This window comes from Marivivens donghaensis (assembly GCF_030410045.1).
GTDB classification, from domain to species: Bacteria; Pseudomonadota; Alphaproteobacteria; order Rhodobacterales; family Rhodobacteraceae; genus Marivivens; species Marivivens donghaensis.
In genome coordinates, this window is the sequence record NZ_JAUFRA010000006.1 from 247,946 (window position 1) to 262,409 (window position 14,464).

Sequence of the window (14,464 nt, forward strand, 5' to 3'; positions counted from 1 at the left end):
ACCTGAATAGAACCCCGTCTGCGCTGCAGGCGGGGTTTTGTTTTTGCGGCAATGCTTTGGAAACGAAAAAGGCCGCCCGTTTCGGGGCGGCCTCGATCTCTTCTGATGGTGGATCAGTTCGTCGGGATGATGATAATCTCAACACGACGGTTCTGTGCGCGACCCTGCGGTGTCAGGTTGTCCGCGACAGGCTGGTTCTCACCACGGCCTGCGGATTGGATGCGCATCGCTGGAACACCTGCGTTGATCAGGACCGAGGTCACAGCCTGCGCACGGCGCAGCGACAGGTCTTGGTTATAGGCAGCGGAGCCAGTGTTGTCGGTGTGGCCGATAACCTGAACGATGGTGTTTGGATAGGCATTGATCGACCGTGCAACGGTGTAGAGGTCGTTTTGTAGGCCACCTGTCAGGGTCGCACTGTCGGTCGCAAAGAGGATATCCTGCGGCATGGTGACGATCAGCTGGTTGCCCGTGTTCACGATGCTGGACTGGTTACCCAGTTGCTGACGCAGTTCAGCTTCCTGAAGGTCGAGCTGACGCCCGCCTACGGCACCAAGGCCACCACCAATAGCAGCGCCAATGATCGCATTGCGGCGGCGCTCTGCGGTATCGTTACCGCCAGTCGACGCACCAAGGAGCGCACCAATACCAGCACCAACAACCGCACCCGTCTGCGTGTTGCGGTTCGGGTTTGATGGGTCGGTCATTTCACATGCAGCCGTGCCGAAAAGCGCGAAAGCTGCCACAGCGAGCGAAGAACGAGCAAGAATCATAAGTCTATCCAGTTTTATTGTACGACGCAGAAGGTTGCGCCTATTGCCCTTTGATATGCCTCAAACGCGATTGATATCCAATAACGCAACAATAACGGGCAAAATTTCGCCCATTGGATTTTGGTTTATGCGGCAATCCTGTTCTTGCCTGATCGGATTGCGGCGGGCATACCCACGCTATGGTTAAGCAGCTTGATTATCATACCATCCGCGAGATTTTCACCCGCTTTCAGCAGGCCGAGGCCGAGCCGAAAGGGGAGCTAGATCACGTCAACGCCTATACGCTGGTCGTGGCTGTCGCGCTCTCTGCGCAGGCCACCGATAAGGGCGTGAACCGCGCCACTGCCGAATTGTTCAAAATTGCGGATACCCCGCAAAAGATGTTGGACCTTGGTGAAGAGGGTTTGATCGAGCACATCAAAACCATCGGCCTGTTCCGCAATAAGGCTAAGAACGTCATCAAACTCAGCCGTATTCTTGTTGATGATTACGGCGGCGAGGTCCCGAATTCCCGTGCGGCGCTCGAAAGCCTCCCTGGGGTCGGGCGCAAGACGGCGAATGTGGTTTTGAATATGTGGTGGCAGTATCCAGCGCAGGCTGTTGATACCCACATCTTTCGGTTCGGGAACCGATCGGGCGTGGCCGTGGGTAAGGATGTCGTCGCCGTTGAGCGTGCGATCGAGGATCACATCCCCGCCGATTTCCAGCTTCACGCTCATCACTGGATGATTTTGCACGGGCGGTATACATGCCTTGCCCGTAACCCGAAATGCGCGACCTGTGTGATCCGCGATCTCTGTCTGTTTGAGGAAAAGAACCTATGAAGAAGTTTCAAGTCGTCGGTATCGGCAATGCAATGGTCGACGTGCTGACCCAAGAGACCGAAGCGTTTCTGTCCGAGGCGGGCATCGAAAAAGGCATCATGCAGTTGATCGACATGGACCGCGCGGTTGACCTCTACAGCCGTATCGGCGCGGCCAAGGAAATCTCGGGCGGCTCTGCGGCGAATACGATTGCGGGGATCGCGCACCTTGGTGGGCGGACGGCCTATGTCGGTAAGGTTAAGGACGATCAGCTTGGCGCGATTTTCGCCCACGACCTGCGGGCGCAGGGTGCGGTCTATGAAACCAAGCTCGCCCCCAAAGACGCAGCCCAAGAAACCGGTCGTTGCATTGTCGTCGTAACCCCCGATGGTGAGCGGTCGATGAACACTTATCTGGGCGTGACAGAGTTCCTCGAACCGTCCGACATCGACGTTGATATGATGGCCGATGCAGAGTGGATTTACCTCGAAGGTTACCGCTTTGACGGACCTGAAAGCCACGCCGCCTTCGCGAAAGCGATCAATGCGTGCAAGGGCCACGGCGGTAAGGTGTCGATTACCCTCTCCGACCCGTTCTGCGTTGAACGCCACCGCGATGCGTTCCGTATGATGATCCGCGAAGACGTGGACCTGCTGTTCTGCAACCGCGCTGAAATGCTGTCGATGTATCAGACCGAGGATTTCGACGCAGCCTTGGCTCAGGCCGCGAAAGAAGTCTCCATCGTCGCCTGCACAGACAGCGATAATGGTGCGCACATCCTGTCAGGCGGTCAGCGTTGGCATGCGCCTGCGGTTCCGACCCAGATCGTTGACGCGACGGGTGCGGGCGATCTCTTTGCGGGTGCGTTCCTCTGGGGCCTGACCAACGGTTATGACTTAGAGACCTGTGGCCGTATGGGCTGTGTCGCGGCAAGCGAAGTCATCAGCCATATCGGCGCACGTGCGGAAAGCGACCTGAAGGCCTTGTTCGCGCAACACGGTCTGATCTGATTTCAATATGGCGCTAGAGCGGAGAGGACTCCGTTCTAGCCAAACACTCGGCAAAGTCGTCCCTGCGGCATAGCTCTGTTCCTTCGGTCATGCAGGCCGCAGAAGCGGCGGCAGAACCGTGGGCGAGGGCGGTTTGTAGATCGTTGCCCTGTGCCAAAGCCCATGTGAAACCACCGACAAAGCTGTCACCCGCGCCGACCTTTGATTTAACGGTCACGTTGACGGCGGGACAGAACCAACGGTTTGTCCCGTCCGAGAGGATGTTGCCATCCGCCCCACGCGCGATAATCACAATCTCTGCGGCTCCCTTGGCCACCAGACCAGACGCAAAATCAGCCGTGTCCGTGCGGGTGGTGAGGGGCGTGGCGCTGTTCTCTTGGGCTTCGACTTGATCCATGCGCAGCACGTGGGGGCGGATGGCGTGACCTTCGGCCAAATGCGACAGGGCCGCGCCTGAGGTGTCGACGACAACCTGCACGCCGCGCCCTGCGAGGTCCGCGCAGAGTTGAGAATAGAGCGAGGCCGTAGTTCCTGATGGTCCAGACCCCGACAAAACTACATACCCACCTTTGGGCGCATTGGCGCAGATGGCCGCGCTGGCGGATGCGACGTCCGCGTCGCTCCAATTCGGGCCGGGCAGCATAAAACGGAACTGGTTGTTGATGGACAGATCGGTGACGGCGAGGCTCTGCCGTGTGTCGCCGGGTGCGGCGTGGGCAATAATGGGGATGCCAGCCGCGTCCAACAGTCGACGCAGATGCGCGCCTGTATCGCCTCCCAAGGCCACAAACGCCGTTGCCTGCCCACCCAGTTGAATAATCGCACGGGCCACGTTGATGCCACCACCACCTGGATCAATCTGCGGATCAGAGCAGCGCAGTTTGTGCCCCGCCGTGACCTGCGGCGCAGTGGTTGCGATATCCAGCGCGGGGTTGAGCGTGACAGTGAGAATTTCAGGCATCATGGTCGCCATCAGAGCGTTTCGTTAGCCCTAACATAGAGTGCTGTCGGCAACCACGCCACTGACATGCATCAAATGGTCGAAAATTGCGCATCGTTCATGCCAGACCACGGGGGCTGAAACCACAGCCGATATGGACAAAAGCGGGCCAATATGAAACAGGCGAGGGGAACAGGAGATACACATGACCACAACCCGTTTCGCCCCTTCGCCCACTGGCTGGATGCACATTGGTAACCTGCGCGCTGCGCTGATGAACTTCTGCATTGCCCGACAGCAAGGCGGCACGTTTATCCTGCGGATCGACGACACCGATCAGGAACGGTCAAAGCCGGAGTATGTGGACGGTATCTTGGATGCGCTGGCTTGGCTGGGCATCACCTACGACCGCATCGAATATCAGTCCAAGCGTTTGGAACGCTACGAGGCCGCTAAGGCGCAGCTCATCGAAATGGGCCGCCTCTATGAGTGCTTTGAAACGCCGACCGAACTGGACCTGAAACGTAAAAAGCAGCTGAACATGGGCAAGCCGCCGGTCTATGACCGTTCGGCGCTGGACCTGTCTGAGGCTGACAAAGACCGTCTGCGCGAAGAGCGTGGCGGGTCGCACTGGCGCTTTAAGCTCGACTGGGAGCGCATCGAATGGACCGATGGTATCCTTGGCGATATCTCGATTGATGCGGCATCGGTATCTGACCCCGTTCTGATCAAGGAAAGCGGTCAGTTCCTCTATACCCTCGCGTCCGTTGTGGATGATGTCGATATGGGCATCACCAACGTTGTGCGCGGCTCTGACCACGTGACTAACACCGCAACGCAAATCCAGATGATCCGTGCGCTTGGCGGCACGGTTCCGCAGTTCGCCCACCACTCGCTGCTCACGGGTCCGCAAGGCGAGGCTCTGTCGAAGCGTCTGGGCACGCTGTCGCTCAAAGACCTCAAGGCCAAAGGTATTGAGCCGATGTCCGTGATGAGCCTGATGGCGCGTCTGGGCTCTGCTGATCCGGTCGAACTGCGTGATACGGTTCAAGAGATCATCGACGGCTTTGAGCTGGGTAAATTCGGCGTTGCGCCGACCAAATTCGATGTCCTCGACCTCGAACCGCTCACCGCTCGTATCAATGCTGCAAAACCCTTCGATGCGGTCAAGGACGAGGTTCTAGCACTGGGCGTTCCTGCGCATCTGGCCGAAACCTTCTGGACCGTAGTTCGTGAGAACATCACCTTTATGAGCGATATGGCGGAATGGTGGACCCTGTTCCGCGATGGCGCACCTGCTTTGGTTGATGACGAAGACCGCGAAATGATCGAGACAGCGTTCAGCCTCTTGGGTGAGCCAGCCTACACCGCAGACACATGGGCTGAATGGACCAACGCTGTGAAAGAAGCCACCGGTCGCAAGGGCAAGGGCCTGTTCATGCCGCTCCGTAAGGCGGTCACCGGTCGCGCTAGCGGTCCAGACATGAGCAACGTCATGCAGCTGATGCAGGTAAAACCGCGCTTCTGATTGGGTTTAGCGGCGGAGCGCTCCTGCCATAGAGAGCGTGACGCCCGCTAAGGCGATCAACAACCACAACGATCCGTTCAGTGATGTGACCTCGGCCACGAAACCGATCAACGGCGGCCCGATTAGGATGCCGCCGTAGGTCAGGGTGGCCACGCTCGCGATGGCACGGCCTGCGGGCACGTCGGGGTCATTAGCGGCACGCGAAAACGCCAATGGGATGATCATCGCATAGCCGATGCCAAAAGCGGCAAAGCCGAACAAAGCGACGGGTAGGGACGGTGCCACGAGGACCAGTAGCCCGCCGATCATCGCGCTGGCTGCCGAAACTCGGGTAGTGTGCACAGGTCCTAATTGAGCGACAAGGATCGGTCCCGCGAGGCGTGTTGCGACCATCAGGGTCGAAAATACCGTGTACCCCAGCGCGGCTTGAGCCTGATCGACGCCTTTCGCAGCGGTCAGGATGAGTGCCGACCAATCGACCATCGCGCCTTCGCCGATGGCCGACGACAGACCGACGATCCCCACCATCAACAGCGGGCCTTTGGGCAACGCAAAGAGCGGGCCGTGCTCTGCCGTTCCTGTGACGCTGCTCCACGGGATAAAAGCGAAAAGTGCGACAAAACCGGTGATCCCCAGACCGCCGAGCCAGAAGTGCAGCGCGACGCTGGCGCCCCAGTTGATCGCAATAAACCCAGAGCCCGCACCGATCCCCGCGCCGAGCGAAAACGCGGCGTGGAAGCTCGACATGACGGGACGTGCCATGTGCCGCTCAACCTCCGCCGCCCAAGCGTTCATGGCAACGTCTTGCCCCCCGTGAGCCATGCCGAACAGGGCAAGGATCGGGGCGAGAACCCAGACGTTAGGGGCGAGAGGCAGACAGAGGAACGCAACGATGTAGAGCGCACCATAGAGCATCGTTGCATTACGCGCGCCGCGCAGGTCCGCAGTCCGTCCAGCAAGCGGGAAGCCGACAATTGCACCCGCCGCCAAACACAACAGGAGCAAGCCCAAGTTGGCAGGGGAAAGCGTGAAACGGTCTGCAAAAGCAGGGATACGCGAGGCCCAAAGCCCGAACAGGGCCCCATTAAAGAAAAACACTGAAGCAACAGCGCGCCAAGGGCCTGAGAGTCGGATCACTTGCGTCTCCTAAAACGATTTCGGAAAATCTAGCCGCGCCGAATGTCCTGCACAATGAAAAACGGCTCACCGCGAGGGCGAGCCGTTCTTTGATCCAACTGACGCTGTCAATCAGTTGTTCATGTTGCCGTGGCCCATATTGCTGTGGTCCATTTGACCTTGGTTCATCTGGCCGCCCTGTGGCTGACGTTCGAGGTCGACAGGGATATCGACGGTGATTTCGCCCGCTTCACGGAACACGAGGGTGACGGTGACGGTATCGCCTTGTTCCATCGCACCCTTGAGGCCCATGAACATCACGTGGTCAGCACCACGTTGCAGAACGTGTTCGCCGCCAGCAGGGATCGGGAAGCCACCTTCGACCTGACGCATCTTAGCGATGCCGTCTTCCATGATGTGGGTGTGCAGTTCGACCTTTGCCGAAATGTCTGAACGGGCGTCGATGAGTTGGTCATCGGTGTCGCCTGTGTTGGTGATCACCATGAAGGCAGCGCCAGCCATAGCCGACATGCCAGACGACCGCGCATAGGCGTCGTTAACGGTGATGATGCTCTCAGCCGAAGCAGCGGTTGCGAAAAGGGTAGCGGCAACCGCTGCCAGTTTAACGGATTTCAAAAACATTGGTTTGTCCTGTGATGTGTAGATGTATGATGTTGGGGATCAAACGATCACAGGCGGTCCTCTGGCCGAGGGTGTTAAGCGCTGCGCTTCGGCTGCATGGATGTCATGGACCGGAAGAAGGGTTAGAGCACGGCCAATGACGATCCGCTGAGGCAGATCCGGTGTCGCCAGCGCGACAATCACATTCAGGGCACAGTCTGGACAGATATGACGCGGACCGACGGGTTTCCCATCCGCATCAACGGCGACTTCGACAGCGACCTCACCAATACACAACACAGTCGTGCCAACGGCGCCTGTCTGCCCACGCAATATCGCCATTTCCTGCGAGGTGACGGTCACCAGCAGGGCAAGCGCGATAGCAATGAGCGATCTGAGCCAAACCATGGGGCAACCATTATCACCGCCGATCAGGCGGGAAAAGGGTCAGCGCGTCGCAGGGATTGGAAACGAAAAAGCCCAGACAGTGATGTCTGGGCTTTGACGAATTCGGTAGTCAGTCAGATTAAGCAGATGCTTTAACGACTTCTTTTTTGATTTTGAGTGCTTCGCTCGACAGCTCGGCGTCTTTCGCCTTGAGGAGGAACGCATCAAAACCACCGCGGTGGTCAACAGTACGCAGCGCAGCGGACGAAATCCGCAGGCGGAACGAACGGCCCAGTACGTCAGAGATCAGAGTGACGTCCTGAAGGTTCGGCAAGAACCGGCGACGGGTGCGGTTTTTAGCGTGGCTGACGTTGTTGCCCGACATCGGGCCTTTGCCAGTGAGTTCGCATTTACGCGACATGGGTATATCCTTATTTATTGGTTCCAGCCACCAGGGCCAGTTTGTTAAACGGGCAATAGCCCAACTGGCCCCACACCTCGTGGAACCAGTTATGAGCGCTGACAATAGGTCGATTCCGCGAAACGGTCAAGCCTGCAATGATGCTGACCGCTGTTTTGCCCATGCGGCGGCCTCTGGAAACCTGTCTTTGCCGCGTTGTGACAGTCGGTCGAGGTAGAATGGCACGTCGCGGCGCAATTCGCGATGCATCTTGGTCAGCACCATCGGGTCAGGCGGATCAGAGAGAAGCGCCCGCACCGTGGCCCCGTACCGACCGCCCCGCGTGATGACTTGGGTCGCTGGGTGTCCGCCGAACGCCAGCCGTGCAATCCGAAGGGCAGGAAAGATCATCTGGAGCCGCTCTGCGTGCCACAGGTCCAGTCGGTTCATCGGGTCGACCGCGATGATCCCCTTTAGGGTCGGCACGGCTCTGGGCTCTAGCGCACCGAGCCTCTGGTCATAGTTACCAGCCTCAGCGCGATAGCGTTTGTCGAACGGCACATCGTCAGGATGGATGGACCATTGGGGCGAAACAGAGAGCACCCGCGTCGCGCCAATCGCGCGAGCAAAGCGGAGGGCACCATAGGCCCCCATCGAAAACCCGACCGCAGCCACATCGCGATACGGTTTCGCCACGGCCTCTAATACCCGCTCGGCGGCGGTGGTTTCCGCGTTGATGAACCAATCGTTGACCGACGTGCGGACGGAAATTTGGTCATAGCCGCGCCGATCATAGACGTTGATCATATTGGGCGGCTTAAAGCCTGTACGGCCAATTTCGCGGCTGTCAAAGGACACGAGCAGTTTGTCGTGGCCCCGCGCAAAATGGGTCAGGCGCAAACGGGCGCCATCGAAAATTCGGATGCCTTCGTCGGCCTCAGCCACCTGTGAACCCGTCCAAGACCCGCGCAGCGGCTTGGGTCGGGGTGGTTTCGCCGCGCTGCAACTGGTCCTCGGCCTGCGCCAGTCGTGCCGCCAAGGCTGGATCGCGTTGGAGCCGTTCGAGGAGTTGCAATCGCACTTCTTCGTGGAACCAATACCGCGCTTGTTCTGCGCGGCGTGCATCCCAATGCCCCTCATCACGGCGCCATTTGGCGAGCGTGGTCATTTCTTCCCATGCCTTGGCAATGCCATCGCCCGAATAGGCGGACACGGTCATAGCCTTGGGGAAATCGGCGGGATCTTGGGGGCGTTTGCGCAGGAGGCGCAGGGCACCCGCATAGTCCGCACAGGTGCGGGTTGCTTGTGGTTTGAGGTCGCCATCCGCCTTGTTCACAAGGATCAGATCGGCAATCTCCATGATGCCGCGTTTGACACCCTGCAGTTCGTCGCCACCCGCGGGGGCCAGAAGCAGGGTAAAGATATCGCACATCTCGGCGACCATCGTCTCGGACTGACCGACGCCGACGGTTTCAATCAGAACCACGTCAAATCCCGCCGCCTCGCAAAGCGCGATAGCCTCACGCGTGCGACGCGCCACGCCGCCCATTTGCGCCTGCGATGGCGAAGGGCGGATAAAGGCGTTGGGATCGCGGCTTAGCTGCTCCATCCGCGTTTTGTCGCCAAGGATCGAACCGCCAGACCGTGCCGAGGACGGATCAACGGCAAGCACGGCAACGCGCAAGCCAGAGCTGGTGAGCGCAAGGCCGAACGCTTCGATGAACGTGGATTTCCCGACGCCAGGGGTGCCAGACAGACCGATCCGCAGCGCCTGTCTATCCGTGCCGAGCGCATCGAGGAGGTCCAGCGCAAGCGCGCGGTGATCGGCGCGACCGCTCTCAACGAGGGTGATCGCGCGGGCAAGAGCACGGCGGTCGCCTTGTTTCAGGGCTGCGGCGGTTGCGGGAATATCGAATGGTTTTGCCATACAAACTGTTTAGCGGATGGCACGAGCCTGTCCAGTGCGGCGGTGGGACGCGGGGTGAATTGGCAAAAGTAGGTGGCGCGGTTATTCCGCTGCCACCGTGTCGAGCGATTGCCCCATGACCGTTTGTGCTGCGTCGATCAGAGCGCCAGCCACCACATCACATTCTTCGAGCGTCAGGCGGGCAGGGAGGCGCACGTCACAGGCATTCATTAGCATCGCGCGGGTTTGTGGCAGGTTGGGTGTTTCGCCCAAGAACTGCCAGTTCCAAAATGCACGCGCGTTGTCTTGGCTACGACCAAAGACTTGTACTTTGATCCCACGTTCCGCGGCGGCGGCAGCAAATGCTTTGACAGCGTTGTCGCCCATGCCAACGAGGTTGAACTGGATCGAGTCCGGTGCGCGGTCTTCGGCGGCGAGTTTGTCGGGCACTGAAATCCAAGGCGAGGCGTTCAGCTGCGCTGCCACATGGTCATGGTTGCGACGACCGTCAGTGATGCGGCGGTTGATCTCTGGGATCTGGGCACGAACGATGGCGGCAGAGAGGTTGTTGAGGCGCACGTTGTAGAGCGGCAGTTGGTTCTGCCAGCGTTCAAACGCCTCTTTGAGGCCCATGTTTTTGTTCCAGTTGTGCTCGTACGCACCAGACATGATGACCGCGCGGGCAATCAGGTCGGCGTCGTCGGTGACGAGAATGCCGCCTTCGCCAGAGTTGAGCATTTTGTAGCTCTGGAAGCTGAAACAGCCGATCTGACCGATGGTGCCGATGTTTTTGCCGTGCCATTTGGTGCCGAGGCTGTGGGCGGCGTCTTCGACAACGGGGATACCTGCGGCGTCACAGGCCTCCATAATTGCGTCCATGTCAGAGGTGTGGCCGCGCATATGGCTGATGATGACCGCATCCACATCGGGAAGCTTGGCGCGGAAATCGTTCATGTCGATGCGGTAGTTGTCGGCACATTCACACAGCACGGGAATACAGTCGGCATGTACGATCGAGGATGGCACAGCGGCGAATGTGAAAGCTGGAATCAGGACTTTTGCGTCGCGGGGCAGGCCGAGCGCCTTGAGCGAGAGGAACAGAGCCGCAGAGCAGGACGACACAGCCAGCGCGTATTTAGAGCCGAGGAATGCTGCGAATTCTTGCTCCAGAAGGTGAACGGGGGAACCCTCGTTTGTGTAGCGGAACAGATCGCCAGAGGTCAGGAGACGTTCGACTTCGGCCAATGCAGAGGCTGGGATTGCTTCGGCGTCATAAACATTCGGCGGCAATGTGGTCATTTTGGGATTCCCGAAAACTCATTTCGGAAATCCTTAACACATGGATTGTTACAATTCTACGAATGTCTGCCTTAAAGGCGATTAAATGCCGAGTTTGTCGCGCAGACGGAACCATGCCATGGCGAGGGTCAAAAGCGGACCTTGGGCCAGATGGCCTGCGGGGTAGGGGCCTTGGGGGATGGTGCTAAAGGTGTCAAAGCGTTCGGCCTGACCCGCGACCGCTTCGGCCATGAGTTTCCCTGCAAGCCCCGCCAAAGCGACGCCGTGACCAGAGTAGCCAGAGACCGACAGGACATTCGGCGCAACGCGGCGCACGACAGGCAAACGTCTGACCGAAATGCCGAGCGAGCCACCCCACGTATGCGTAAAGGGCACGTGGCGGATTTGCGGGAACATTTCGCCCATGCGTTTGTGCAGTTTGCTGCCGATATCGTCGGGGAACTGCCGCGTGTAGTTGGCACGGCCACCGAACAACAAACGGCGATCCTCGGTCAAGCGGAAATAGTTCACCACGTTCGATGAATCGCAGGCGGCGATGTCTTCGCCCAGAACCGTATCGGCCAAATCACCCAAGGGTTCGGTAACACCGATAAAGCTATTCACGGTCATCACGCGCGCGTCGTTTCCACGATCAAGGCCACGCATATAACCATTGCCCGCAAGGATCACATGATCCGCCGTGACGGTTCCATTTTCGCAATGAACGACTGGCTTTGCGCCATGCTGAATGCGCTTTGCCTCGGTCATTTCATAGATTTGGGCACCTGCGGCCTCTGCCTCGCGGGCGAGGGCGAGGACATAGCGGAGCGGGTGCACATGGCCCGCGCGACGGTTGATGGTGCCGCCCGCGTAGAGTTTGGAATTGACCAAACGGCGGAACGCCTTTTCGTTCAGGACCGTCGTTTCATGACCCGGATAGTGTTTGTCCATCAGGTCGTAGATGCGGCGCTCCATCTCGACATCTTTGGCGTCAAAGCTGCCGTGCGCGATCCCGTGGCGAAAATTCGCTTCTGGGGCGTAGGTGGTGCAGAAATCTTTGACCATGTCGGTGGCTTCGTGCGCCAGCTTCCACAGGTCTTGGGCCAGAGGCTGGCCGATCCGCGCACCCAGCCAGATTTGGCTTTTGTTGTAATCGCTGCCAACCTGCCCGCCATTTCGACCCGAAGCCCCCCAACCCGCGCGATGCGCATCAAGGACGATCACCGACAGCCCCCGTTTGCGCAATTCCCACGCCGCATGAAGGCCAGTGTAGCCCGCACCGACGATCACAACATCCGCCTTTTGATCCCCTGTCAGGGATGGGCGCCGCGGAGGAAGTGGTGTGGTCGCCGCATACCAAGAGGGCGGGAATTCACCGCGCGTGTCATTGCAGTAGAGCGGGTTCATTCGTCACTCTTGGGTTCGATGGCGACCGTGAATTGGGTTTTCTTTACGGGCTGCGCGACCTCGACCTTATCTTCGCGAAAGGCCGAAATGCCGTTGAGGGAGGGGCTGTTTTTCATGCTCAGCCGTCCTGCGGATTTCTGAGCCTTCCCCCCATGCGAAAACATCCCCGCCGACCGTGGTCCAGTTGGTTTTTCCATCTTTGTCGGGCGGCGGGTTGGTTTCATCAGACGTTCAACAGCAAATGTTCACGTTCCCACGGGCTGATCACCTGTAGGAATTCTTCGTATTCGGCGCGTTTCACGATGGAATACACGCGGGCGAATTCTGGGCCAAGGATGTCGTGCAGCGTGGTTGCCTCTTCGAAGAGGTCGAGAGCGTCACCCATCACGCGCGGCAGATCTTCGTCACCCTCATAGGCGTCGCCTTTGAACGACGGACCTGCGCGGTGTTCTTCCATCATGCCCAGATAGCCGCAGGCCAAGGACGCCGCGATGCCAAGGTATGGGTTACAGTCCATCCCAGCCAAGCGGTTCTCAATCCGACGCGAGGACGGACCAGAGAGCGGCACGCGGATACCCGTCGTGCGGTTATCGCGGCCCCACGCAAGGTTGATCGGGGCGGCGTGGTCGCGCACATAACGGCGGTAGCTGTTCACATAGGGCGCCATCACGGCAATCGCGGACGGCAGGTATTTCTGCATCCCACCGATGAAGTGATAGAACGCGTCCGTTTCGCCACCCTGCGGACCGGAAAAGATGTTCTGACCCGTTTCTATTTCTTTGACCGAATGGTGGATGTGCATCGCGCTGCCGGGTTCATCGGCAATGGGTTTCGCCATGAAGGTGGCAAAGCAGTTGTGGCGCAGCGCGGCTTCGCGGATCAGGCGTTTGAAGTAGAACACCTCGTCAGCCAGTTTCACAGGGTCGCCGTGCTGGAGGTTGATCTCAAGCTGACCTGCGCCGCCTTCTTGGGTGATGCCGTCGATTTCGAACCCTTGAGCTTCGGCAAAGTCGTAGATGTCGTCGATCACAGGGCCGAATTCGTCTACGGCGGTCATCGAATAGGCCTGACGCGCAGCAGCAGGACGACCAGAGCGGCCCATCATAGGCTCAATGCTTTTCGCAGGGTCGAGGTTGCGGGCCACGAGGTAGAATTCCATCTCGGGCGCAACAACCGGTTCCCACCCTTGCTTGCGATACAGCTCCACAACACGCTTCAGAACGTTGCGGGGCGCATATTCGATCGGGTTGCCCTTGCGGTCGTAGGCGTCGTGGATCACCTGCAGCGTCCAGTCGCCCGTCCACGGTGCAGCGGTCGCTGTGTCGTAGTCAGGCTTCAGGATCATATCGCGTTCGATAAACCCGTCCTCGCCCGCTGCATCCCCCCACTCACCTGTGATGGTTTGGTAAAAGATGCTGTCGGGCAGGTGAAAGTATTCTTGGCGCGCGAACTTGGACGCGGGAACGGCCTTGCCGCGGGCAATGCCGGGCATATCGGCGATAATACATTCAACTTCGTCTAAACGGCGGTCCTTCAGGTATTCCTGAGCCGCCTCGGGTAATTTTTCAGTCCAGTCGGTCATGACTGTGGCTCTTTCTGTTTAAAAAATGCGCCGATGCGACGGGCCAGAATGGCGCTATCGGTCGGCTTTTCCGTGTTTTCGATCGCAGTATCGATCAGCGGATCAGGCACCACGCCCCGCCCACGGCTTTCGGCCAATTTGCCGAGGAAACCGTTCGAGAACTCAGGGTGCGCCTGCACGGTGAACGCTTTGTGCCCATAGCCAAGCGCGGCATAGGGGCAGGTGTCGTTATAGGCGATGACTTTGGCATCTTTGGGCAATGCGACCACTTGGTCCTGATGCCATGCGTTAAGCGCCACAGCCTCGCCTGCGAAGTTGTAGACTTGACGGCCAACCATCCAGCCCTTTTCGGACTTTTCGACCTTACCGCCGAGGGCTTGGGCGATGATCTGGTGGCCAAAGCAAATCCCGACCAGAGGCACAGCCGCCGCATAGACCGCGCGAATGAAGTCTTCGAGCGGCGGAATGAACGGCAAGTCCTCATAGGCGCCGTGGCGCGATCCAGAGATCAGCCAGCCGTCCGCCGCATGCACGTCGTCGGGCAATTCGCCATCAACGGCAAACCACGTTTCAAAGGTAAACCCCTGACCAGCCAGCAGGTTTTTAAAGAACACGTCATATTCGCCGTGTTCCGGCCTTAGGTTTTCGGGCGAATGCCCAGCGATCAGAATGCCGATCTTCATAAGTCACCAAATAAGGAGCGTTAACTCAGG

The 14,464-nt window shown here is 58.8% G+C and carries 16 protein-coding genes; 3 read left to right on the forward strand and 13 right to left on the reverse strand.

The features are described from left to right. Nucleotides 1–113: 113 nt before the first annotated feature. The gene (locus QWY83_RS10790) at nucleotides 114–773 is read right to left on the reverse strand and encodes a YiaD family glycine zipper/OmpA-like lipoprotein (protein ID WP_105235743.1); all 660 of its coding nucleotides are present in this window, start codon (nucleotides 771–773) and stop codon (nucleotides 114–116) included. Between the two features lie 179 nt (nucleotides 774–952). Between QWY83_RS10790 and nth the strand changes: the two genes are divergently transcribed. Together nth and QWY83_RS10800 are read left to right on the forward strand one after the other, a co-directional pair. Next, nucleotides 953–1,597 (forward strand): endonuclease III, encoded by a 645-nt coding sequence (nth, locus tag QWY83_RS10795; protein ID WP_105235742.1) that lies wholly within the window; start codon nucleotides 953–955, stop codon nucleotides 1,595–1,597. Further along, nucleotides 1,594–2,586, forward strand: coding sequence for an adenosine kinase (locus QWY83_RS10800; protein ID WP_249945887.1), 993 nt, complete (start codon nucleotides 1,594–1,596; stop codon nucleotides 2,584–2,586). Before nth ends, QWY83_RS10800 begins: the two co-directional genes overlap by 4 nt. A gap of 13 nt (nucleotides 2,587–2,599) precedes the next feature. Here the strand turns inward: QWY83_RS10800 and QWY83_RS10805 are convergent, their stop codons facing one another. Then, the gene (locus QWY83_RS10805) at nucleotides 2,600–3,547 is read right to left on the reverse strand and encodes a 1-phosphofructokinase family hexose kinase (protein ID WP_353958949.1); all 948 of its coding nucleotides are present in this window, start codon (nucleotides 3,545–3,547) and stop codon (nucleotides 2,600–2,602) included. 184 nt (nucleotides 3,548–3,731) lie between these two features. On the opposite strand from QWY83_RS10805, the gene gltX reads away from it, so the two are divergent. After that, nucleotides 3,732–5,054, forward strand: coding sequence for a glutamate--tRNA ligase (gltX, locus tag QWY83_RS10810; protein WP_105235740.1), 1,323 nt, complete (start codon nucleotides 3,732–3,734; stop codon nucleotides 5,052–5,054). A 6-nt stretch (nucleotides 5,055–5,060) separates the two neighbouring features. On the opposite strand, the gene QWY83_RS10815 is transcribed toward gltX, so the two are convergent. The 11 genes from QWY83_RS10815 to QWY83_RS10865 form a co-directional block, all read right to left on the reverse strand. After that, complete coding sequence (locus QWY83_RS10815) at nucleotides 5,061–6,191, reverse strand: MFS transporter (protein WP_249945886.1); 1,131 nt, start codon at nucleotides 6,189–6,191, stop codon at nucleotides 5,061–5,063. Between the two features lie 111 nt (nucleotides 6,192–6,302). Continuing rightward, entirely contained in the window at nucleotides 6,303–6,812 is a 510-nt protein-coding gene (locus tag QWY83_RS10820; protein WP_249945885.1) for a copper chaperone PCu(A)C, read from the reverse strand. Nucleotides 6,813–6,851: 39 nt separating this feature from the next. Next, nucleotides 6,852–7,199 (reverse strand): hypothetical protein, encoded by a 348-nt coding sequence (locus QWY83_RS10825; RefSeq protein ID WP_249945884.1) that lies wholly within the window; start codon nucleotides 7,197–7,199, stop codon nucleotides 6,852–6,854. 118 nt (nucleotides 7,200–7,317) lie between these two features. Further along, nucleotides 7,318–7,599, reverse strand: a complete 282-nt coding sequence (gene rpmB / locus QWY83_RS10830) for a 50S ribosomal protein L28 (RefSeq protein WP_067550008.1) — start codon at nucleotides 7,597–7,599, stop codon at nucleotides 7,318–7,320. Nucleotides 7,600–7,725: 126 nt separating this feature from the next. Continuing rightward, the gene (locus QWY83_RS10835) at nucleotides 7,726–8,523 is read right to left on the reverse strand and encodes an alpha/beta hydrolase (protein WP_249945883.1); all 798 of its coding nucleotides are present in this window, start codon (nucleotides 8,521–8,523) and stop codon (nucleotides 7,726–7,728) included. Beyond that, on the reverse strand, nucleotides 8,516–9,505 hold the full coding sequence (meaB, locus tag QWY83_RS10840) for a methylmalonyl Co-A mutase-associated GTPase MeaB (RefSeq protein ID WP_249945882.1): 990 nt from the start codon (nucleotides 9,503–9,505) through the stop codon (nucleotides 8,516–8,518). The genes QWY83_RS10835 and meaB overlap by 8 nt, the downstream gene beginning before the upstream one ends. 81 nt (nucleotides 9,506–9,586) lie before the next feature. Beyond that, complete coding sequence (locus QWY83_RS10845; RefSeq protein WP_249945881.1) at nucleotides 9,587–10,783, reverse strand: DegT/DnrJ/EryC1/StrS family aminotransferase; 1,197 nt, start codon at nucleotides 10,781–10,783, stop codon at nucleotides 9,587–9,589. A gap of 81 nt (nucleotides 10,784–10,864) precedes the next feature. Next, nucleotides 10,865–12,169 (reverse strand): NAD(P)/FAD-dependent oxidoreductase, encoded by a 1,305-nt coding sequence (locus QWY83_RS10850; RefSeq protein WP_249945880.1) that lies wholly within the window; start codon nucleotides 12,167–12,169, stop codon nucleotides 10,865–10,867. Beyond that, on the reverse strand, nucleotides 12,166–12,393 hold the full coding sequence (locus QWY83_RS10855) for a hypothetical protein (protein WP_067549996.1): 228 nt from the start codon (nucleotides 12,391–12,393) through the stop codon (nucleotides 12,166–12,168). The genes QWY83_RS10850 and QWY83_RS10855 overlap by 4 nt, the downstream gene beginning before the upstream one ends. Next, complete coding sequence (locus tag QWY83_RS10860; protein ID WP_249945879.1) at nucleotides 12,393–13,751, reverse strand: glutamine synthetase family protein; 1,359 nt, start codon at nucleotides 13,749–13,751, stop codon at nucleotides 12,393–12,395. The genes QWY83_RS10855 and QWY83_RS10860 overlap by 1 nt, the downstream gene beginning before the upstream one ends. Beyond that, nucleotides 13,748–14,434, reverse strand: coding sequence for a type 1 glutamine amidotransferase (locus tag QWY83_RS10865; RefSeq protein ID WP_249945878.1), 687 nt, complete (start codon nucleotides 14,432–14,434; stop codon nucleotides 13,748–13,750). Before QWY83_RS10865 ends, QWY83_RS10860 begins: the two co-directional genes overlap by 4 nt. Between the last annotated feature and the right edge of the window lie 30 nt (nucleotides 14,435–14,464).